The sequence below is a fragment of the Leifsonia sp. Y878 genome (assembly GCF_057669685.1).
Genome location: NZ_JBYHFS010000002.1, coordinates 75,028 through 94,227, shown reverse-complemented (window position 1 = coordinate 94,227; position 19,200 = coordinate 75,028). Strand labels below are relative to the sequence as shown.

Here is a 19,200-nt window from a genome sequence, read left to right as displayed (position 1 = left end):
AGCGACCCCTGAGCACTATCCCCCGCGCTGCTCCATGCCCATCCGGCGCAGCACGAGGTTCTCGGCCAGCTGGGCGAGCCCGTAGAGCAGCAAAGACACGATGGTGATCACCACGACGGATGACCACACCTCGAAGTTCTTCACCTGTGCGACGGCTGTCACGATCCCGTTTCCGAGCCCCTGGCCGGTGGCCAGCCACTCGGCGAGCAGGGCTCCGGTGATCGCGCCGGGAATCGAGATCTTGACGGCGGCGAAGAACGACGGCAGCGACCCGGGGAACGCCACCTTCCGCAGCACCGTGAATGCGTTGCCGCCATACACGGTCACCACGTCGGCGATCTGCGGCGACGGGCTCCGCAGGCCGAACGCGATATTCACGAGAGCAGGGAACAGCACGACGATTCCGCCCATTACAGCGGCAACGGATGCCCCGCGCCCGACGATCAGGATGATCACCGGCGCCAGCGCCACCAGTGGCACCGACCGCAGCAGCAGCGCCAGCGGCATGAGTGCACTCTCGATGCCGCGCGACAGCGTGAACACGGTGGCAAGCACCGTCGCCGCAAGGATGCCGGCGACGAACCCGATGAACGCGTCGTTCAGTGTGACGATGAGGTTGTCCCAGACGCCGGCCCGATTGTCGGCGGCGGCCGGCACCGTGAACAACCAGTTCCAGACGTCGAGCGGTCCCTTCGCGATGAACGGTGAGATGTTCAGCAGCAGGAGCAATCCCTGCCACACCGAAAGCACCACCACGAATGTGACGAGTCCGGTCAGCAGGCCCCTGGCCAACACAACGCCCATGCTCCGTGTTGCGTTCATCGTGCGCTCCCACCGCGTGACCACGGCGCCGCCGCGCGGGCGATGAGCCCGAAGAGAAGGTAACCGAGTCCGGCGACCAGGCCGGACACGATGGCGAGCCCCCAGACCCGATCCACGTTGGCCGACGATCCGGCGGTCAGCAGTGCGACGCCGAGGCCGCGTTCTGCCCCGCCCATGTACTCACCGAGCACGGCACCGAGGAAGGCGGCCGGCGCCGCGATCTGGAGGGCGGACAGCACGCTCGGCAGGCCGGCGAAGAGTCGAACTTTGCGTAACTGGGTAAGCCGGGTACCGCCGTAGACGGTGATGATGTCGAGACTGGCGGCATCCGCTGCCTTCAGGCCGACGAGGGATCCAACCACCGTCGTGAAGAAGACGGAGAGCGCGGCGAGGAAGACCGCGGTGCCGGAGATGCCACCGGCAGACGACGGGCCGATGACGATGTACGCGAGGGGCCCGATCGCGACGATGGGGACGCAGTACGTGATGACGGCCACCTGCATGGCCGTCTTCTCGATACGCGGAAAGATGAGCACGAGCGCGGCGAGGAGCAGCGCGAACGCGTTACCCCAGACGAACCCGATGCCGGCCTCTGTCGTGGTCGCGACGATGTGTGGCCAGTAGTACGCGAAACCATCGGTGACCAGCTGCCTGAGCACAGCACCCGGCGTGGGGATCGCGCCCCCTGGCACAGCACCAACGTTCTGGAAGACCGTGACGGCACCGCTCCACCACAACGCGATGATGACGATGCCGCCGATCGCTCCCGTCGCCCACTGCGGCAGGCGCCCGAGTGCGGCCATCAGTGTGCCACCGCCGCCTGGGCATCTCCGAAGAGCAGGTCGGACGCGCGGTCGTGCAACGCGTGAAACTCCGGCGTTCGCATGATGTCCGGATGCCGCGGGCGTGGCAGATCGACGTCGATGACCTCCTTGATACGTCCGGGCCGCGGGCTCATCACCGCCACCTGGTCTGAGAGGAAGATGGCCTCTGAGATGCCGTGCGTGACCATCAGCGTCGTGGCAGGCTTCTCCGTCCAGATGCGCAGGAGCTCGACATTCAGGCGCTGCCGCGTCATGTCGTCCAGCGCGCCGAACGGTTCATCGAGCAGCAGCACAGACGGCTTCAGCACCAGCGACCTGGCGATCGACACCCGCTGCCGCATCCCGCCGGAGAGCTGGGCCGGCTTGGCCTTCTCGAAGCCCTCCAGGCCGACGAGCGCGATCAGCTCTGTGACGTAGTCCTGGTCGACGGGCAGACCTGCGACCTCGAACGGCAGCTGAATGTTGGCGCGGACTCCACGCCACGGCAGCAGAGCTGCGTCCTGGAACGCGATTCCGAGTTCATGCTCTGAACGCAGTTGCTCAGGAGTCTTGCCGTCGACGAGCGTCGTGCCACTCGTCGCCTTCTCCAGGCCGGCCAGGATGCGGAGAATCGTGGACTTGCCACAGCCAGACGGCCCGAGCAGCGACAGGAAGCTGCCCTTCTCGGTGTGCAGGGTGGCGTTGTCGAGCGCGACCACCTGCTGCCGGCCAACCGTGAACGTCTTGTGAAGCTCGGAAATGTGGAGGCCGGTACCCGAGGTCGCCCCTCGGATACCGGCATCTGTGGTGCTCATTACTTGCTGTAGGCAATCAGGTCCGGGTTCTCCTTGTAGACCTCTGCGAGCAGGCTCATGTCGAAGAGCTTGTCTGCCGCAACGGTGATACCGGCAGCCTTCAACGTTGCGATGCTCTGCTTCTGCAGCTCAGTGGTGATCGTGAAGAGACCGTTCTTGGCCGTGTCTGCGCTGACGACGAGGTCAGTTGACTGCACGGAGGCCTGCTTGGATTCCTTGGCCATCGTCAGTCCGAGCTCGGTGCCATAGGTGTCTACGACGTAGGTCGCGGCGGCCTCAGGGTCGTTGATCGCGTCCGCCCAGCCCTTGATCTCTGCAATCAGCAGCGCTTTCAACTTGTCGCGGTCATTCGCGATGGAGTCATCCGACGCGATGAACGTCTCTGCGACGAACGGCAGGCCGTTGTCAGCCAGCGGGAGGTTGACGGGATCGAGGCCAGCCAGGTCGGCGTCAATTGCCTCGTTGGTCAGGTAGCCGAACCAGCCATCGACTTCACCGTTGAACAACGGGGTCGGGTCGTACTCAACGGGCACAGTTGTCACGTCACTGTCGGTGAGGTCGTTGACCGCAAGGAAGGCTTCCCACAGGTTCATGTTGCTGGCCTGTACGCCAACCGTCTTGCCCTTCAACGCGTCGACGGAGCTGATATTGCCGACGCCCTTCAGCGACAGGATGGTGAAGGGGTTCTTCTGGTACGTCGCGCCGATGATCTTGATGGGAGCGCCCTCGTTGGCGATGACAGTGCCCGTTGAGATGGCGTTGCCGAGTGCGATGTCGACGTTGCCGGCGATGACGGTGGCTTCAGCGGATGTCGGAGGCCCTGCGACCAGATCGACGCTGCCGAGTCCCGCCTCTGCGTAGTAGCCGTTCTTCTCCGCCAGGAATTCACCCATGAACTCGGCGTTCTTGATCCACGAGAGCTGAATGCTGGCATCACCCAGCGCTTCCTTGCCACCGTCTGCCCCAGAGGTTGCGCTGGTGTCTGCGGCGCAGGCGCTGAACGCCAGGGCGGCAACCGCTGCAACGGCCGCCAGCTTCCCGATGCGGAATGCCGACGAACGGGCGGTCTTCGAAGCTGATCTCATAGTCCAGTCTTTCTGTGTCGTATCCGATGTGTCGGCAGGGAGGTATCGCTGGTGCCGCCGCGCATCACACTATGAGGCTCACGTCACGCCATTGAATCGATCATGTTTCAGGCGCGTTGCGTGACCAACTCGTGACAATTACGGGCCCCCATCTGGGCTTTATCACCGCCATGAGCCGCCTGTGAACCACCGCGAAACACGCGAGAAACCCCGGCTTGCTAGAGTCCAATCCACGTACGAGAAAGGTGTCACCACCCATGTCACAGACTGTTCCGGATCGGGATTTCGTCACCGGCCTGCCCAAGAGCGAGCTCCACCTTCACCTGGAGGGCACGCTTGAGCCCGACCTGAAGCTTGCCCTCGCAACGCGCAATGGCGTGGACATCGGCCAGAGCACCGTCGCCGACGTGCAGCAGACCTATGTCTTCGATTCGCTCGCGAGCTTCCTGGCCGTGTACTACCCGGCCATGAACGTGCTCGTCACTGAGCAGGAATTCTATGACCTGGCCAACGCCTACTTCCTGCGCGCAGCCACCGACGGGGTTCGCCACGTCGAGGCATTCTTCGACCCGCAGGCGCACACCTCGCGCGGCGTGCCGATCGAGACCGTCATCACCGGCTACGCACGCGCTGCAACGGATGCCGCGAACTTCGGTGTATCCGCCGATCTGATTCTCTGCTTCCTCCGTGACTTCACCGCTGAGAGCGCCCTGGCGACCCTGCAGGAAGCGCTTCCGTACAAGGACCTCTTCATCGGTGTCGGCCTCGACTCTGATGAGCGGGACAACCCGCCGTCGAAGTTCGCAGAGGTCTTCTCCCTCGCACGGGCTGAGGGCCTGAAGCTCACCATGCACTGCGACATCGACCAGGTGGGCAGCATCGAGAACATCCGCCAGGTGCTCGAGGACATCAAGGTCGACCGTATCGACCACGGCACGAACATCGTTGAGAACCCCGCGCTCATCGACCTGGTGCGTGAGCGCGGCATCGGCCTCACCTGCTGCCCCGTCTCGAACAGCTTCGTCACGAGTGACATGAAGGCGTCCGAGATCATCGAGTTGCTTGCCAGCGGCGTGAAGGTGACCATCAACTCCGATGACCCTGCGTACTTCGGCGCATATGTGACCGACAACTACCTCGCACTGATCGAGGCCGCTTCCCTGGGCATCGACGAGGTCGTGACGCTGGCGAAGAACTCGTTCGAGGCGTCCTGGCTGCCAGAGAAGGACAAGGCAGAGTATCTCGCAGAGATCGACGCCTACGTCGCGGCATACACGGCATCCGCTTAAACACAAAAGGCCCGTCCAATGGACGGGCCTTTGCGTTGTTCCGAAGAACGGTGTTACGAAATTAGATGCTGTTCACATCGAGGGGGATGCCAGGACCGAACGTGGTCGAGACAGCACCCTTCTGGATGTAACGGCCCTTGGAGGAGCTCGGCTTCAAGCGCACGATCTCTTCGAGGGCAGCAGCGATGTTCTCCTGCAGCTGCTCTGCGTCGAACGAAGCCTTGCCAACGACGAAGTGCACGTTGGAGTGCTTGTCAACGCGGAACTCGATCTTTCCACCCTTGATGTCGGAGACGGCCTTTGCGACGTCAGGCGTCACGGTGCCGGTCTTCGGGTTGGGCATGAGGCCACGCGGGCCGAGTACCTTTCCGAGACGGCCAACCTGGCCCATGAGCTCCGGGGTCGATACGGCGGAGTCGAACGAGGTGTAACCAGCGGCTACCTTCTCGATCAGCTCTGCGCCACCGACCTCGTCTGCACCGGCTGCGATTGCAGCGTCGGCAGCGGGGCCCGTTGCGAAGACGATGACGCGGGCGGTCTTACCGGTACCGTGAGGAAGAATCACGGTGCCGCGGACCATCTGGTCTGCCTTGCGGGGGTCAACACCAAGCTTGAGGGCAACCTCAACGGTGGAGTTGAACTTGGCTGAACCGGTCTCCTTGGCGAGGGCGACTGCATCTGCCGGGGTGTAGAACTTGTCGGTGCCGATTTTCTCGGCCGCGGCCCGGTAGGCCTTTGACTTCTGTGCCATTTGATTCTCCTGTAATGCTACTGAGACTGTGGTGCGAGCCTGGCAGGCTCTTCCACGTGATGCCTGCGACTACTGTCGCCGGCTTTAGTTCTAGTGAACTCGTTCTGGTGAACGGGGAAGGACTAGCCCTCGACCGTGATTCCCATTGAACGAGCGGTGCCCGCGATGATCTTCGACGCTGCGTCGAGGTCGTTCGCGTTGAGGTCAACCATCTTGGCCTCGGCAATTTCGCGGACCTGAGCCTGCGTGAGCTTGGCAACCTTGACGGTGTGCGGGGTTCCTGAACCCTTTGCAACACCAGCTGCCTTCTTGATGAGCTCAGCTGCCGGCGGGGTCTTCAGGATGAACGTGAACGAGCGGTCCTCGTAAACGGTGATTTCAACCGGAACAACGTTTCCGCGCTGGGATTCTGTCGCAGCGTTGTACGCCTTGCAGAACTCCATGATGTTGACGCCGTGCTGACCGAGCGCCGGACCAATGGGCGGTGCTGGGTTGGCGGCGCCGGCCTTGATCTGAAGCTTGATCAGACCAGTAACCTTCTTCTTCGGTGCCATAGTTCTATTCCTTTTCGGTGATCGAGCCTGTCGAGATGCCTCGACGAGGTTCTCCCGCATCCCCGGCGAATCCGAGGCGCGGTAGTTGAGGGGAGTTGTTAGAGCTTGGTGACCTGGTCGAAGCTGAGCTCGACCGGGGTCTCACGCTCGAACAGGGAGACGAGCACGGTGAGCTTGCCGCTCTCCGGCTTGATCTCGCTGATCGAACCGGGAAGGCCAGCGAACGAGCCTTCCTTGATCGTGATGGTCTCGCCGATTTCGAAGTCGACCTCTGCGGGGATGACACGGGCCTGCGCCTTGCCAGGCTGTCCGCCACCTGCCTTGGTGACCGGAACGTCCTTGGGCTCGACCAGGCTCTTCAGCATGCCGAATGCCTCTTCGAAACGAAGCGGTGTCGGGTTGTGCGAGTTGCCGACGAAGCCGGTGACGCCAGGCGTGTGGCGAACCACTGACCAGCTGTCTTCGTTCAGGTCCATGCGCACCAGCACGTATCCGGGGATACGAACGCGGGTGACCATCTTGCGCTGGCCGTTCTTGATCTCGACGACATCTTCCATCGGAACCTCGACCTGGTAGATGAAATCTTCCATGGCCATCGACTGCTTGCGGTTCTCGATGTTCTGCTTGACGCGACGCTCGAAGCCGGCGTACGAGTGGATGACGTACCACTTGCCAGGCGCGAAACGAAGTTCCTTGCGGAACTCGTCGTAGGGGTCTTCAGAAGCTTCTTCTTCTTCGGCTTCTACAGCTTCAACAGCTGCTTCGGCTTCTTCGACGGAGTCGATGTCGAGCGCGTCGTCGACGAGTGCGTCGGCTTCGGGGTCGGTCGAGTCCGCGAGTGCATCCAGAGCGGCATCGAGGTTGTCTTCGACATCCTCGTTCTCGTCTTCGATGTGCAGCGCGACGTCTTCTGCAGCCTTGACTGCGTTCTCTTCGGCAGCCAGAACGTTTCCGGACTGGGCTTCGTCGTCTTCAGCGGACTGCTCAGCAGCGGTTGCCCAGTCGGCGTCGCCGTAATTCGTCTCAGACACTAAATCTCAATCCTTCTCTGTTGCATGGGCACGAAATCTTTACCCGTGCAGCGTTGCCATGTATGTCGCGCAGGTGCCAGCCCGACGGTGACGGCGGACTTAGCCGCCTGGCGTTCCGAACACCCAGGTGACGGCGAGTGCGAACACCCAGTCGAATAGCGATACGAGAGCCATCATGATGACCACGAAGACCAGCACGACGCCGGTGTAACTCAGGAGCTCCTTGCGGGTCGGCGTGACGACCTTCTTGAGCTCCGCAATAACCTGCTTGATGAACAGGGACATCCGAGCGAACGGGCCGCGCTTAGAATCGCGCGCCTGCTTCGCGTTGGCGACGATTTCCTCACTGGGTTCGTCGAGAACTTTTCGGGCCACCTATTACACCTTTCATGGGCCGGAGGAAACCCACCGACTTGCAGGGCGGACAGGACTCGAACCTGCAACCTGCGGTTTTGGAGACCGCTGCTCTACCAATTGAGCCACCACCCTATGGGCGAAATCTAAATGCTTCCTCGCACGTACCTATTCAATCAAATCACCTGGCATTTCACCAAAACGAGAAGCAAAAAAGGGCGCAAAAAAGCATGGCAGATTTCACTACCTGGATCTAGTGTAGGTCACTCAGGGGTGGCTGTAAAGCTGGGCCCCTGGCATCCGTTCACTCGATCATTTTCTTTCGGCGTACGTATTACAGAGTAGTCGCTCTGTGCACCAAACGTGTGCCCCCGTATGCTCGTACCGTGACCCACGAACTTCCACGAATCTCCCACCGCGTCGGCTCAATTGCAGAGTCGGCAACTCTCAAAGTCGATGGCAAGGCCAAGGCCCTGCAAGCTGCCGGACGCCCTGTCATCAGCTATGCAGCCGGCGAGCCGGATTTCGCGACGCCTGAGCACATCGTTGAAGCCGCCCTCGCTGCGGTGCGCGACCCGAAGAACTACCGGTACACCCCGGCAGCAGGGCTTCCTGAACTGCGTGAGGCTGTGGCCGCCAAGACTCTTCGTGACTCCGGTCTTGAGGTCTCCCCCAGCCAGGTGATCATCACCAACGGCGGCAAGCAGGCCGTCTACCAGGCGTTTGCCACCCTGCTCGACCCTGGGGACGAGGTTCTCGTACCCACGCCGTACTGGACCACGTACCCGGAGGCCATCAGGCTCGCAGGCGGCGTGCAGGTCGACGTCTTCGCCGGCAGCGACCAGGGCTACCTCGTCACGGTGGAGCAGCTCGAAGCCGCCCGCACCCCTCGCACGAAGGTTCTGCTGTTCGTCTCCCCGTCGAACCCCACCGGTGCCGTCTACTCGCCAGAGCAGACGAAGGCCATCGGCGAGTGGGCCGACGAGCACGGACTCTGGGTCATCACCGATGAGATCTACCAGAACCTCACCTATGACGGTGTGCAGGCCATCTCCATCGTCGAAGCCGTTCCCGCGCTGGCCGACCGCACCATCCTGGTGAACGGCGTCGCCAAGACGTACGCCATGACCGGATGGCGCGTTGGCTGGATGGTCGGCCCCTCCGACGCCATCAAGGCCGCAGGCAACCTGCAGTCGCACCTGTCGTCGAACGTGTCGAACATCTCGCAGCGCGCAGCGATCGCGGCGCTGAACGGCCCGCAGGATGCGGCCGCCACCATGCGCGACGCCTTCGACCGCCGGCGCAAGCTGATCGTTGCCGAGTTGAGCAAGATCCCCGGCATGATCACGCCGACACCACAGGGCGCCTTCTATGTCTACCCGGATGTCACCGGCTTGCTTGGCAAGACGTGGGGCGGAGTCACGCCGACCACCTCCCTTGAGCTGGCCGACCTCATTCTCGACCAGGCAGAGGTTGCCGTCGTTCCTGGCGAGGCATTCGGCCCGAGCGGCTACCTGCGCCTGTCGTACGCACTCGGCGACGCTCCCCTGCTCGAGGGCGTTGAACGCCTGCAGCGACTCTTCTCGTAGGACTGCAGATCTGACGGTCCGGCACTCGTGCGGCTCAGGAGTCAGGTATCCACCGATCAGTGGATACCTGACTCCTCCGTTTGGAGGCTTCACACTCGAGTCGCCGACTGAGAGGCTGAGACCATGAACGAGACATCCGCTTCACCGGTCGTGCGAGTACGCGACCTGCACAAGAGCTACGGCGGCGCTGTCGCCGTCGACGGCATCAGCTTTGATATTCAGGCTGGCGAGACTTTCGCTCTTCTCGGGCCGAACGGTGCAGGCAAGAGCACCACCATCGAGATCCTCGAGGGCTACCGCGATCGCACCAGCGGCGAGGTCAGCGTGCTCGGCGTCGATCCGGCCAGGGGCGGACTCGACTGGAAGGCGCGTCTCGGAATCGTGCTGCAGTCCAGCGGCGAGAGCGGCAACGTCACGGTGATCGAACAGCTCACGCACTTCGCCGGCTTCTACCCGCACCCGCGGAGCGTCCGTGAGGTGATCGAGGCCGTCGGCCTCACCGAGAAGGCCAAGACACGCATCAGCAAGCTCTCTGGTGGGCAGCGTCGGCGAGTGGATGTCGCGCTCGGCATCATCGGACGCCCAGAGTTCCTCTTCCTTGACGAACCGACGACGGGCTTCGACCCGGAGGCCAGGCGCCAGTTCTGGGACCTCATCCGCTCGCTCAAAGCCGAGGGAACCAGCATCCTGCTGACCACGCACTACCTCGACGAGGCCGCGCAACTCAGCGACAGGGCCGGGGTGATCGCGGGTGGTCGCCTCATCGACATCGGAGCCATCGACGAGATCGGTGGAGCGGATGCCCGTATCCCCGTCGTTCGCTGGCGCGACGCGTCTGGCACGGTGCGGCAGGAACGCACAGAGTTGCCAGCTATGCGCGTGGCCGCACTCGTGAGCGAGTACGGCGGAGAGCCCACCGATCTTGAAGTGATCCGGCCGAGCCTGGAGGACGTGTACCTCGACCTCGTGAGAGCCGCCAATGGTTCGCACGACACGACCAGCATGACGACCCAGGAAGAAGCCCGCGCATGAGCACCATCGCCCTCGGCGCATCGCGCATCGGCTACGAGACCAAGGTCTACTTCCGCGGCTTCGACACGCTCTTCTTCACGTTCCTGTTCCCCGTTGTCATGCTCGCGATCTTCACGAGTGCGTTCAGCACGGCCGGTAACGTCGGCACGGCGGCCGATGGCTCAGGCGGCATCAGCGTCGGTGCGTACTACCTGCCAGGCATGTTGGCTGCCGGCATGCTGCTGTCCGGCCTGCAGAACCTGGCCGTCGACATTGCGACAGAGAAGGGCGATGGCACGCTCAAGCGCCTGGGGGGCACCCCGCTGTCTCCGTTCAGCTACTTCATGGGCAAGATCGGGCAGGTGTTCGTAACCGGCGTGCTGCAGGCTGCGTTGCTCCTGGCTGTTGCCCACTACGCCTTCGACGTTGCACTGCCAACAGAGCCAGAGAAGTGGCTCACCTCCGCATGGGTGTTCGTGTTCGGCGTCATCACCTGCGCGTTCCTCGGCATCGCGCTCTCCGCGCTGCCCCGCTCCGGCAAGAGCGCGACGGCCGTTGTCATCCCCACTGTGCTGGTGCTGCAATTTATCTCCGGCGTTTACCTGCAGTTCTACCTGCTGCCGGAGTGGATGCAGAACGTGGCCAGCCTGTTCCCGCTCAAGTGGATGGCGCAGGGCATGCGCGGTGTCTTCCTGCCGGAGAGCTTCGCCGCGCTTGAGCCGTCTGGCAGCTGGGACTACGGCCTCATCGCGCTGAACCTCGTCATCTGGCTGGTCGTCGGTCTGGTCCTCAGCCGGGTGACGTTCCGCTGGATCCGCAAGGACGCCTGAGTCGGTGAGACACGGCGCCGGTGGGACACTGAGCACATGACGATGAAGCGCTGGTGGGACCTCGCCGTCGGAGGCGGACTCACCGTGATGGCGCTTGTCGCCGTGTTCGGCCACTCGGCGTCGACCGCGAACCGCATCGGAGCGGTCGTCACCCTTGCGGCGATCGGCCTCTGTTACGCACTGTGGGGTCGTCGCCGACTGGGCAGTGACCGTCCGTCGGTCGTGTTCTGCATCGTCATCAGCATTGGTTGCGGCGTCGCCACGTTCTTCGTTCCCAACATGGCGACCCTGCAGGCGTTCGTATTTCCGCTGATCTGGGTGCTGTCCGGCTCGGCTGCCGCCGGTATCGCACTCAGCGTGTTTTTCGCGACATCCATAGCGGTCGGCTTCGCGCTGGGTCTCGGCGGCGGGGCGGCCGTCATCCAGCAGGCCATCGCGATCGAGGGCATCTCGCTGGTGTTCGCCATCTCGCTCGGCCTGTGGATCAGCCGCATCATCGGTGACGGCGAGAAGCACCGCACGCTACTCGCCGAACTCACCGCGGCCCAGGGCGAGTTGGCTGCCATGCACCGGGAGGCCGGCAGTGCGACAGAGCGGGAACGGCTGTCACGCGAGATCCATGACACCATCGCGCAGAGCCTCACCAGCCTGGTGATGCTGGCTCAGCGCACGAGATCCGAGCTGGCTGCCGCAGGCGCAGAGGCATCACCAGCGGCCGAGACGATCGATCTCATCGAAGACACCGCGCGAGATGCCCTGACCGAAGCCCGCGCCCTCGTCGCTGCCATGTCACCGGCGAGCGTCGGAGACTCCACGCTCACCGAGGCCCTGCATCGGCTGGCCGAACGCTTCGAGCGTGAAACGGGCATCCAGGTGGATATGACCGTTGCCACACGCGAGCTCGATCGGGAGATCGAGGTTGTGCTGCTGCGGTGCACCCAGGAGGGTCTCGCCAACGTGCGGAAGCACTCACGGGCGGGAACGGCATCCATCTCCATTGCGCTGGCCGGTGACGATGACAGCATTGGCAATAGTGTGATCCTCACCGTGCTCGACAACGGGCGCGGACTCGGCGCGTACTCCCCAGACACTGCGACCGGATTCGGCCTGTCTGGAATGCGTGACCGCGTCGGATTGGTCGGTGGCGACCTGCGGGTCGGCGCTGGGTCTGCCGGCACTGGCACGGAACTGCGCATCAATATTCCGTTGGGAGAACCTTCGTGATCCGTGTGCTCGTCGCCGATGACCATCCCATCGTCCGCAGCGGCATCGTCGGCCTGCTCGGGGTAGCAGAGGGCATCGAGGTGGTCGGTGAAGCCTCCGACGGCCGCGAAGCTGTTGACCGTGCGGCCGCGCTCTCCCCAGACGTCGTGCTCATGGACCTGCGGATGCCTCATCTCGATGGCGTCGCTGCGACGGCACAGATCCTTGCGGCGACGCCCGGCATCCGCGTGCTGATCCTCACCACCTATGAGACGGATGACCAGATCCTCGGCGCGATTGAAGCCGGGGCAAGCGGCTATCTGCTGAAGGCAGCGCCGCAGGCGGAGATCATCGAGGGCGTGCGCTCGGTGGCCGGCGGCCAGACCGTGCTCGCACCCTCGATCGCCACCAAGCTCGTGCAGCGAGTTCGAACGGATGCGACGCCCGCGCCACGCCTGTCGGCCAGGGAACTCGAGGTGCTTCGGCTGGTGGCCGCCGGCAACAGCAATCCGGCAGTCGGGCGGGCGCTGTTCATTGGCGAGGCGACAGTGAAAACGCACCTGTTGCATGCCTTCGAGAAGCTCGGGGTGAGCGATCGCACGCGGGCCGTCACCCGGGCGATGGAGCTGGGGCTGCTGTAGGGCTGGGCTGCTGCTGCTGCTGCTAGAGCAGCTTGCGCTCCAGCGCCCAGGCGGTCAGCTCGTGCCGGCTCGACAGCTGCAGCTTGCGCAGCACAGCAGAGACGTGGGTCTCGACGGTCTTCGCCGAGATGAAAAGCGTGCCAGCCACCTCTTTGTAGGTGTAGCCGCGGGCGATCAAGCGCATGACTTCCTGCTCGCGTGCGGAGAGCCGGTCGAGCTCATCGGTGGTCTCCGCGGTCTCGCCGGACACCGCCCCGAACGCATCGAGCACGAAACCGGCCAGCTTGGGCGAGAACACGGCGTCGCCGTCGGCCACGCGGCGGGCGGCATCGGACACCTCTGCCCCCGATGAGCTCTTGGTGATGTAACCGCGTGCGCCGGCGCGGATGACGCGCACCACATCGTCGGCGGCATCCGAGACACTCAGCGCCAGGAACAGTGTGGCCGGCGCGAGCGGCGCTGCGTCGCGAATGACCTCGGCTCCCCCGCCGCCGCGACCGCCAGGCAGGTGCACGTCGAGCAGCACGACCCGCGGCTGCAGCTGCGTGACGAGGGCGATGGCCTCATCGACGGTCGCCGCCTCGCCGAGCACCGCGATTCCGGCATCGAGTTCGGTTCTGAGTCCAGAGCGGAAGATCGAGTGGTCGTCGACGATCACGACGGGCAGGGTCGCCGGTGGTGGGGTGGGCTCCGCCGCTGCGAGGTCGGTCATTCGGCATCCGTTTCTGGTGACTGTGATTCTGGAGGCTGTGTTTCTGGGCTGTGCGACGCGGGCAGCGTCAACAGGATCTCTGTGCCTGCTCCGCCAGGACCCGGCCGAACAGACGCCGTGCCGCCGACCCGTCGCATCCGCCCCAGGATCGACTCGCGCACGCCGAGCCGGTCTTCTGGGATGTCGTCGATGGTGAACCCTGGGCCGCGATCCGTGATGCTGAGTTCGATGCCGCGAGCGCCGCTCTCGAGGTAGACCGAGACCGCACCGCCGGCGTGCCTGGCCGCGTTGAGCATGGCTTCGCGGGCGGCGGCGACGAGTCCCTCAGGTGCGTCCTCAGGGCCGCTCCCTGCCGTGACGATCTCGAAGTGCACGGGGTGGTCCTCTTCGATGACCCCGGCGACCCGACGGAGTTCTGTTGCCAGGTCGACGCGCGTGGACTCAGCGCCGGTGAACAGCCATTCACGCAGCTCGCGTTCCTGTGCCCTGGCAAGGCGCGCGGCGTCGCTGTGCGGGCCGGCCTTCTGCTGGATCAGGGCGAGTGTCTGCAGCACCGAATCGTGCAGGTGGGCCGCGATCTCGGCGCGCTCCGCCTCGCGCACCCTGGCGGCGCGCTCATCGGCGAGGTCGCCGAACAGGCGAATCAGCCACGGCGCGAGCACGACAGCAACGCCGATGAGCACCGCAGCTGCGGCAACGACAACCGTCCAGACGTTCGGCTGCTCCCCGGTCACGAAGAAGAGCAGGATACCGACGGCGACCAGCACGAGGGCACCGAGGATGCGCACCAGGATCGCGGAGGTGCGGAGCGCTGCGCCGCTTCGCAGATCGGCGAACTGTCGCCAGGCGAGTGCAACACCGGCGAGCACCACGATGGCGGGGATGATGACCGCCAGCGGAATACTGGCGCCGTACCGGCTGGCGATCAGCGCGACTCCCGCCGCGAGCAGGGCAAGGCCGAGCAGGATCTCGGTGACAGGTGCGGTGCGAGCGGATGCCGTGGTCGTCGCGGCCGCGTCCGACGCGGCTCGGGGAGTCGTCGTCTGTGCTGGATCTGCCGGGGCGGGTGTCGCCCTCTCGGGAGTCGTCGTGGGGTCACACGTCGCCCCGGCCGGCGTCACAAGACTGGCCTTCGGCAGGGCGGCGGAGCGGGCGGCAGCGCTGCCGGCATCCGGTGTGGTGGCCCACAGCCAGGCGTAGAGAAGGATCCCTGCGCCGCCGCAGAACGCGAGGATGACCGTGGCCACCCGCACAACGTTCACGGGAAGACCGGTGTGCTCGGCGAATCCCGCGCACACGCCGCCGATGATTCGGAGCCGCGGCCTCGTCATCCGTTCGGTCTTCACTCCAGAATCAAAGCATGCCCGGGCTCTCTCCGGGAATCGGGGCGGGTAATTCAGGGACGAGCCAAACCTTTTCAGGGATGAGTCAGGGTGATCCCTGATAGCGAGCAACCCCGTGGCCGCGCCACACTCGAATCATGACCAACCACACCGACAACAGCTCGGGCGCCAGCCATGCCGATGGCTACGCGCAGATCACCCGATTCTTCAACTGGATCCGGTCGCTCGGCCTCGTTCGCGGCACAGACCGCTGGGCCGCCGGCGTCTGCGGTGCCATCGCCGCGCGCACCGGGCTCGACCCGCTGATCATTCGCGGCATCGTGATCGTGCTCGCCGTACTCGGCGCGCCGGCCATCCTGCTCTACGCACTCGCCTGGGCGCTGTTGCCAGACACCAGTGGCCGCATCCACGCTGAGCAGCTGGTGCACGGTGTCGTCGAGCCGGTGATGATCGGCATCCTGGCGCTGATCCTCTTCTCGCTCGCCCCGTTCAACCGCGGGCTGTGGTGGCAGGGCGCGCCCATCGCCTGGGGCATGCCGGACTGGCTCGCCACGACGCTGGCCGTCGGCTGGTTCCTCGCCGTAGCCGCCGCCGGCATCTGGCTGGTCGTCTACCTGCTGCGCCGCACGCCGGCTCCCGACTTCATGACGAAGCCGTTTGACTCCAGGCCGTACCAGACCACGCAAGCGGATGCCGCACCCGCCGGCTCCCCGACGGCCGCCTCATCCAGCGCGTACGCCTTCACCGCTGGCGCCGCCGGTGCCGCCGGGACGACAGTTCCCGCGCCACCGCCGGCCGAACCACAAGCAGCCACCGTTGGCGGAAGCACTGACGCCTACGCAGCAGCAGGGGCAGCAGGAGCGGCAGGGGCGGCAGCGACACCTCCGCGCAGCACCTGGGACGCCTGGCAGGAACAGAACCGCGCCTGGAACGAGCAGAGCCGCGCGTGGACTGAGCAGAACAAGCAGCGCCACCAAGGCAACAGCCTTCAGCACAGGCACCACCATCGTCACCCCGGTGCCGGCTTCTCCGCGATCGCGCTCGGCCTTGCCCTCGTGGCTGGTGCCGCAGCGGCTGGTTTCTTCACGATCAGCGTCGAGGGCGGGCTGTGGACCGGCCAGTCGCTCCTCATCGGACTCGCGTTCACCCTCGGCGTCCTCGCCATCGGGATCATCGTGTCTGGCATCCGCGGTCGTGACAGCGGAGCCATGGGCGGTTTCGCCTTCTTCGCCGCCCTCGCCCTCGTCTTTCTCGGAGTGTTTCCGCAGGGCACCCAGTTCTCGCCCTTCGGCTCACCGAACTGGACAGTGAGCTCGAACGATGTCGACGCCGTTCCCGGGTACGCGATCATCGCAGGGGCTCCGACAGTGGACCTCAGCCAGCTCGACGACGCACGACTGAACGACGGCCGCACCATCGACGTCTGGCTCGGATTCGGGGAGACCGAACTCATCCTGCCGTCCGATCGCACCGTCACGGTGCAGAGCAACCTGCTCGCCGGCGCCATCGAAGACGAGTCAGACCAGGGCAGCACCCGTGCCTCCAACGAGCGCGGCGGCGTCTTCCTCCACGACTCCCGCACCTTCAACTCGGGCGATGCCGGTGCCGCAACCGAGATCCGCGTCTGGTCGTTCGCCGGCCAGGTATCCATCGTCGATGCCGACACCGACCGCTAGGAGCATCCGAATGACAACCTCACCAGATTCGCCGACAGAACCGCAGCCCACCGATGGCCGGGCGGCCGATGCCCTGCCCACCGATGCTCAGCCGACAGTCCCTCTGCCGGCCGCAGACAAGGTCGGCGACGCCCGGCCCACAGACCCACTTGATGACCTCTTCGCGCCACCCGCCCGGCCTGCGCCGGCTCCAACCGACTCGGCCTGGGCACCCGCAAGCAGCGCCGCTCCGGCATCCGCTTCGGCACCTGCACCGGCACCCACCACCTGGCGTCCGCAGTTCGGCACCATCGTGTGGGGCGTTCTGCTGCTGGTCTTCGCCGCGTTCATGGTCGTCTGGACCGTCGTTCCGACGAGCCAGGACCCCACGCTGTGGCTTCTCGGTGCTGTGATCGTGACGGGCCTGTTGCTCGTGGTGGCCGGCATCGTGGCAGCGGCCAGGCGCGCGGGCTAGCTCCGCTCTCCTCTTACGTGCTGCGGTTGAACTGCCGAATCACCCGTGGCCGTAGGAGTTGGTCTGTCCCCACGTAGCCGACCAGTATCAGTACGGGCAGCCAGGCTGGCCAGTGCCCACCGAAGATGACAAACACGGCGAGGACGGCTGTTGGGATAGCTGTCACGAGCACGAGGTGCGGCGTCCGCACGCCGAACCGCCACGCGATCATCACGTTGGCGAGGTGGTAAACGGCGACCCCGCCGCCCAAGGCCACCACGGAACCATACGGGAGATGCGAGTCGTCTGCATGCTCGATAGCCGAACCGAGACCGGCCGCAATCCCAATAAGGCCGAGCACGATGAAGAAGTGGGCGACACCGATGACATCGCGTAGAACCGTCCCAGAGCTGTGACCCAGCATCGTGCTCGTGACAGGTATTCCCTGCTGGAAGTACTGCCACCAGATCGCGCAGATCAGCACGAAGCCCCCGGCAGTGATCGCCCAGGCAAGCGGCGACTGGTCCACGCGGACCGCGAGAACGAGCTCAAGGATCGACTCACCGAGCACGATCATGACGAAGAGGCCGACTCTCTCAAGAAGATGCCCAATCGCGAACGAGGCCTGTCCAAAGCCTGACGCACTGTAGACCACCTCGGCAACGACGAGACAGAGCCAAACCCAGGGGCGCACATCATCCGGAGAGAGAAGCGACCCAAGCCACAGCACAGAGATGCCCGGTCCGTGCATGGCCGCGCGGATTCCTCCGCCCCTGTGCGCTCTGAACCACAATGGCCAGACTGCGGTTCGAGCCACCGCGAGCCCCAGGACGAAGAGCGGGGCCGCACGGGATGTCGCCTCCGGTATCGATACGGCGATCAGCCCGACTCCGGCCATCGAGACCAGGAGAGGGATTCTCCAGTCACCGGCGCCATCACTCCAGAGGTTCACGAAACCGGTCACTGTCAGCCAGACGAGCCAGGCGACCGCAAGCAGACCGGCGACCGTGATGAAGTCGGTGAGTTCTGGTGCTCCGTGAAGCAGCCCCGTCAGCCGCAAGACGATGACGACGAAACCAAGGTCGAAGAATAGTTCGAGCCAGTCGACGTGACGGGTCGAGCTGACGTCGATCTCGGATGCCTCGGGGGCCGCCATGGTTCCTGCCCCTTATGCGGCTAAGCGCTCGTTCGCGGGTCGACGACGGAGGCTCACCCTTTCGATCGCCGGCGGGACGTAGGCCTGGTCGAGGGTGCCGATGTCCGTTCCGGGCGGGACGATCTCATCGATCCTGTCGAGGACGTCGTCGGAGAGGTGGACGTCCAGCCCCGCGAGGAGGTCGTCGAGCTGCTCAATGGTTCGTACCCCAAGCAGAGCGCTGGTGACTCCGGGGTGCGAGATAGCGAATGCCATTGCGAGGTGGGGCATGGTCAACCCGGCCTCCCCGGCGAGTGGGATCAGCTTCTCCACCGCGTCCAGGCGTCGCTCATCGCTGAACGCGGTGAAGATTTTCGCGCGAGTGACGTCGTTGGTCTGCCCACGGCGGACTCGACCGGTGAGCATCCCCTGGCCGAGCGGGCCCCACGCGAGAACGCCCATGCCGTACTCCTGTGCAACCGGAAGAACCTCACGCTCGATGCCGCGATTCAGGATCGAGTACGGCGGCTGCTCAGTGCGGAACCGATCCAGGCCACGCCGTTCGGCAGCCCAGTGTGCCTCCACGAGGTTCGACGCCGGCATCGTCGAGCTTCCGAACGCGCGGATTTTGCCGCTCCGGACGAGGTCCGTTAAGGCGGAGAGTGTTTCCTCGATATCCGTATCGGGGTCAGGACGCTGGAGCTGATACACGTCGATGTGGTCGACCTGGAGACGGCGCAGCGAGTTCTCGACCGCGGTCATGATCCACCGCCGGGAGGCGCCCCGCTGGTTCGGGTCTGTACCCATCGGGCGACTGACCTTCGTTGTCAGCACCACGTTGTCGCGTCGACCCTTCAACGCCAGCCCGACGACCTCCTCCGAGTCTCCGTACGCATCAGCGGTGTCGACCAGGTTGATGCCGGCGTCGAGCGCCTTGTGGATGATTCGGATCGAATCTTGGGGGTCGGAGTTACCGATTTGAGTGGCGAACATGAGCGCGCCGAGCCCGTACGGACTGACCTTGATTCCCGTTCTGCCGAGGTTTCGATAGTGCATGAGGTTCTCCAATTGTGTGTTTTCGAGATGCGGGAGTATCCCGTCCGGTCGTACTATGAAGAAACGG

At 64.6% G+C, this 19,200-nt stretch carries 20 protein-coding genes and 1 tRNA gene; 8 read left to right on the top strand and 13 right to left on the bottom strand.

Annotated features, from left to right (window positions below; translation table 11 throughout):
• Positions 1-15: 15 nt before the first annotated feature.
• Genes AC25Y4_RS06750 through AC25Y4_RS06735 form a run of 4 tightly spaced genes read right to left on the bottom strand, consistent with a single transcriptional unit; the run spans position 16 to position 3,525 of the window.
• Positions 16-822: an ABC transporter permease gene (locus tag AC25Y4_RS06750; RefSeq protein ID WP_488119629.1), complete on the bottom strand. Its 807-nt coding sequence runs from the start codon at positions 820-822 to the stop codon at positions 16-18.
• Positions 819-1,625, bottom strand: a complete 807-nt coding sequence (locus AC25Y4_RS06745) for an ABC transporter permease (protein ID WP_488119628.1) — start codon at positions 1,623-1,625, stop codon at positions 819-821. The genes AC25Y4_RS06750 and AC25Y4_RS06745 overlap by 4 nt, the downstream gene beginning before the upstream one ends.
• Positions 1,625-2,440: an ABC transporter ATP-binding protein gene (locus tag AC25Y4_RS06740; protein ID WP_488119627.1), complete on the bottom strand. Its 816-nt coding sequence runs from the start codon at positions 2,438-2,440 to the stop codon at positions 1,625-1,627. Before AC25Y4_RS06740 ends, AC25Y4_RS06745 begins: the two co-directional genes overlap by 1 nt.
• Entirely contained in the window at positions 2,440-3,525 is a 1,086-nt protein-coding gene (locus AC25Y4_RS06735; RefSeq protein ID WP_488119626.1) for an ABC transporter substrate-binding protein, read from the bottom strand. The genes AC25Y4_RS06740 and AC25Y4_RS06735 overlap by 1 nt, the downstream gene beginning before the upstream one ends.
• A 257-nt stretch (positions 3,526-3,782) precedes the next feature.
• Between AC25Y4_RS06735 and add the strand changes: the two genes are divergently transcribed.
• Positions 3,783-4,814: an adenosine deaminase gene (add, locus tag AC25Y4_RS06730; RefSeq protein ID WP_488119625.1), complete on the top strand. Its 1,032-nt coding sequence runs from the start codon at positions 3,783-3,785 to the stop codon at positions 4,812-4,814.
• Between the two features lie 61 nt (positions 4,815-4,875).
• Here the strand turns inward: add and rplA are convergent, their stop codons facing one another.
• The 5 genes from rplA to AC25Y4_RS06705 all read right to left on the bottom strand — a co-directional run bounded on the left by rplA (position 4,876) and on the right by AC25Y4_RS06705 (position 7,639).
• Positions 4,876-5,565, bottom strand: a complete 690-nt coding sequence (gene rplA / locus AC25Y4_RS06725) for a 50S ribosomal protein L1 (RefSeq protein WP_488119624.1) — start codon at positions 5,563-5,565, stop codon at positions 4,876-4,878.
• A gap of 122 nt (positions 5,566-5,687) precedes the next feature.
• The gene (rplK, locus tag AC25Y4_RS06720; protein WP_488119623.1) at positions 5,688-6,119 is read right to left on the bottom strand and encodes a 50S ribosomal protein L11; all 432 of its coding nucleotides are present in this window, start codon (positions 6,117-6,119) and stop codon (positions 5,688-5,690) included.
• Positions 6,120-6,217: 98 nt separating this feature from the next.
• Positions 6,218-7,150 (bottom strand): transcription termination/antitermination protein NusG, encoded by a 933-nt coding sequence (gene nusG, locus AC25Y4_RS06715; protein WP_488119622.1) that lies wholly within the window; start codon positions 7,148-7,150, stop codon positions 6,218-6,220.
• Between the two features lie 99 nt (positions 7,151-7,249).
• Complete coding sequence (gene secE / locus AC25Y4_RS06710; protein WP_488119621.1) at positions 7,250-7,525, bottom strand: preprotein translocase subunit SecE; 276 nt, start codon at positions 7,523-7,525, stop codon at positions 7,250-7,252.
• A gap of 41 nt (positions 7,526-7,566) precedes the next feature.
• Positions 7,567-7,639: transfer RNA gene (locus tag AC25Y4_RS06705), tRNA-Trp, on the bottom strand.
• A gap of 230 nt (positions 7,640-7,869) precedes the next feature.
• Between AC25Y4_RS06705 and AC25Y4_RS06700 the strand changes: the two genes are divergently transcribed.
• The 5 genes from AC25Y4_RS06700 to AC25Y4_RS06680 all read left to right on the top strand — a co-directional run bounded on the left by AC25Y4_RS06700 (position 7,870) and on the right by AC25Y4_RS06680 (position 12,778).
• A complete protein-coding gene (locus tag AC25Y4_RS06700; protein ID WP_488119620.1) occupies positions 7,870-9,093 on the top strand; it encodes a pyridoxal phosphate-dependent aminotransferase in 1,224 nt (407 codons plus the stop codon).
• A gap of 123 nt (positions 9,094-9,216) precedes the next feature.
• On the top strand, positions 9,217-10,125 hold the full coding sequence (locus AC25Y4_RS06695) for an ABC transporter ATP-binding protein (protein WP_488119619.1): 909 nt from the start codon (positions 9,217-9,219) through the stop codon (positions 10,123-10,125).
• Positions 10,122-10,934: an ABC transporter permease gene (locus tag AC25Y4_RS06690; protein WP_488119618.1), complete on the top strand. Its 813-nt coding sequence runs from the start codon at positions 10,122-10,124 to the stop codon at positions 10,932-10,934. Before AC25Y4_RS06695 ends, AC25Y4_RS06690 begins: the two co-directional genes overlap by 4 nt.
• A gap of 36 nt (positions 10,935-10,970) precedes the next feature.
• Positions 10,971-12,158 carry a sensor histidine kinase gene (locus tag AC25Y4_RS06685; protein WP_488119617.1) on the top strand — a complete coding sequence of 396 codons (1,188 nt, stop codon included), beginning with the start codon at positions 10,971-10,973 and terminating at the stop codon, positions 12,156-12,158.
• Positions 12,155-12,778 (top strand): response regulator transcription factor, encoded by a 624-nt coding sequence (locus AC25Y4_RS06680; RefSeq protein WP_488119616.1) that lies wholly within the window; start codon positions 12,155-12,157, stop codon positions 12,776-12,778. Before AC25Y4_RS06685 ends, AC25Y4_RS06680 begins: the two co-directional genes overlap by 4 nt.
• 22 nt (positions 12,779-12,800) lie before the next feature.
• On the opposite strand, the gene AC25Y4_RS06675 is transcribed toward AC25Y4_RS06680, so the two are convergent.
• Together AC25Y4_RS06675 and AC25Y4_RS06670 are read right to left on the bottom strand one after the other, a co-directional pair.
• Positions 12,801-13,490 (bottom strand): LuxR C-terminal-related transcriptional regulator, encoded by a 690-nt coding sequence (locus AC25Y4_RS06675; RefSeq protein ID WP_488119615.1) that lies wholly within the window; start codon positions 13,488-13,490, stop codon positions 12,801-12,803.
• Positions 13,487-14,821 carry an ATP-binding protein gene (locus tag AC25Y4_RS06670; RefSeq protein WP_488119614.1) on the bottom strand — a complete coding sequence of 445 codons (1,335 nt, stop codon included), beginning with the start codon at positions 14,819-14,821 and terminating at the stop codon, positions 13,487-13,489. The genes AC25Y4_RS06675 and AC25Y4_RS06670 overlap by 4 nt, the downstream gene beginning before the upstream one ends.
• Before the next feature lie 149 nt (positions 14,822-14,970).
• Between AC25Y4_RS06670 and AC25Y4_RS06665 the strand changes: the two genes are divergently transcribed.
• On the top strand, positions 14,971-16,509 hold the full coding sequence (locus AC25Y4_RS06665; protein WP_488119613.1) for a PspC domain-containing protein: 1,539 nt from the start codon (positions 14,971-14,973) through the stop codon (positions 16,507-16,509).
• Between the two features lie 10 nt (positions 16,510-16,519).
• A complete protein-coding gene (locus tag AC25Y4_RS06660) occupies positions 16,520-16,963 on the top strand; it encodes a hypothetical protein (RefSeq protein WP_488119612.1) in 444 nt (147 codons plus the stop codon).
• 13 nt (positions 16,964-16,976) lie between these two features.
• On the opposite strand, the gene AC25Y4_RS06655 is transcribed toward AC25Y4_RS06660, so the two are convergent.
• Both AC25Y4_RS06655 and AC25Y4_RS06650 read right to left on the bottom strand, forming a co-directional pair.
• Positions 16,977-18,098 (bottom strand): low temperature requirement protein A, encoded by a 1,122-nt coding sequence (locus AC25Y4_RS06655; protein WP_488119611.1) that lies wholly within the window; start codon positions 18,096-18,098, stop codon positions 16,977-16,979.
• A 12-nt stretch (positions 18,099-18,110) separates the two neighbouring features.
• Positions 18,111-19,133 (bottom strand): aldo/keto reductase, encoded by a 1,023-nt coding sequence (locus AC25Y4_RS06650; protein WP_488119610.1) that lies wholly within the window; start codon positions 19,131-19,133, stop codon positions 18,111-18,113.
• Positions 19,134-19,200: the final 67 nt, after the last annotated feature.

Excerpts from the sequence above, each read along its gene's own strand:
- AC25Y4_RS06665 (WP_488119613.1), top strand. The coding sequence starts at position 14,971 with ATGACCAACCACACCGACAACAGCTCGGGCGCCAGCCATGCCGATGGC.
- AC25Y4_RS06690 (WP_488119618.1), top strand. The coding sequence starts at position 10,122 with ATGAGCACCATCGCCCTCGGCGCATCGCGCATCGGCTACGAGACCAAG.
- AC25Y4_RS06685 (WP_488119617.1), top strand. The coding sequence starts at position 10,971 with ATGACGATGAAGCGCTGGTGGGACCTCGCCGTCGGAGGCGGACTCACC.
- AC25Y4_RS06650 (WP_488119610.1), bottom strand. The coding sequence starts at position 19,133 with ATGCACTATCGAAACCTCGGCAGAACGGGAATCAAGGTCAGTCCGTAC.
- rplK (WP_488119623.1), bottom strand. The coding sequence starts at position 6,119 with ATGGCACCGAAGAAGAAGGTTACTGGTCTGATCAAGCTTCAGATCAAG.
- AC25Y4_RS06750 (WP_488119629.1), bottom strand. The coding sequence starts at position 822 with ATGAACGCAACACGGAGCATGGGCGTTGTGTTGGCCAGGGGCCTGCTG.
- AC25Y4_RS06740 (WP_488119627.1), bottom strand. The coding sequence starts at position 2,440 with ATGAGCACCACAGATGCCGGTATCCGAGGGGCGACCTCGGGTACCGGC.
- AC25Y4_RS06695 (WP_488119619.1), top strand. The coding sequence starts at position 9,217 with ATGAACGAGACATCCGCTTCACCGGTCGTGCGAGTACGCGACCTGCAC.
- AC25Y4_RS06735 (WP_488119626.1), bottom strand. The coding sequence starts at position 3,525 with ATGAGATCAGCTTCGAAGACCGCCCGTTCGTCGGCATTCCGCATCGGG.
- AC25Y4_RS06670 (WP_488119614.1), bottom strand. The coding sequence starts at position 14,821 with ATGACGAGGCCGCGGCTCCGAATCATCGGCGGCGTGTGCGCGGGATTC.
- AC25Y4_RS06660 (WP_488119612.1), top strand. The coding sequence starts at position 16,520 with ATGACAACCTCACCAGATTCGCCGACAGAACCGCAGCCCACCGATGGC.
- AC25Y4_RS06675 (WP_488119615.1), bottom strand. The coding sequence starts at position 13,490 with ATGACCGACCTCGCAGCGGCGGAGCCCACCCCACCACCGGCGACCCTG.
- AC25Y4_RS06655 (WP_488119611.1), bottom strand. The coding sequence starts at position 18,098 with ATGGCGGCCCCCGAGGCATCCGAGATCGACGTCAGCTCGACCCGTCAC.
- rplA (WP_488119624.1), bottom strand. The coding sequence starts at position 5,565 with ATGGCACAGAAGTCAAAGGCCTACCGGGCCGCGGCCGAGAAAATCGGC.
- add (WP_488119625.1), top strand. The coding sequence starts at position 3,783 with ATGTCACAGACTGTTCCGGATCGGGATTTCGTCACCGGCCTGCCCAAG.
- AC25Y4_RS06745 (WP_488119628.1), bottom strand. The coding sequence starts at position 1,625 with ATGGCCGCACTCGGGCGCCTGCCGCAGTGGGCGACGGGAGCGATCGGC.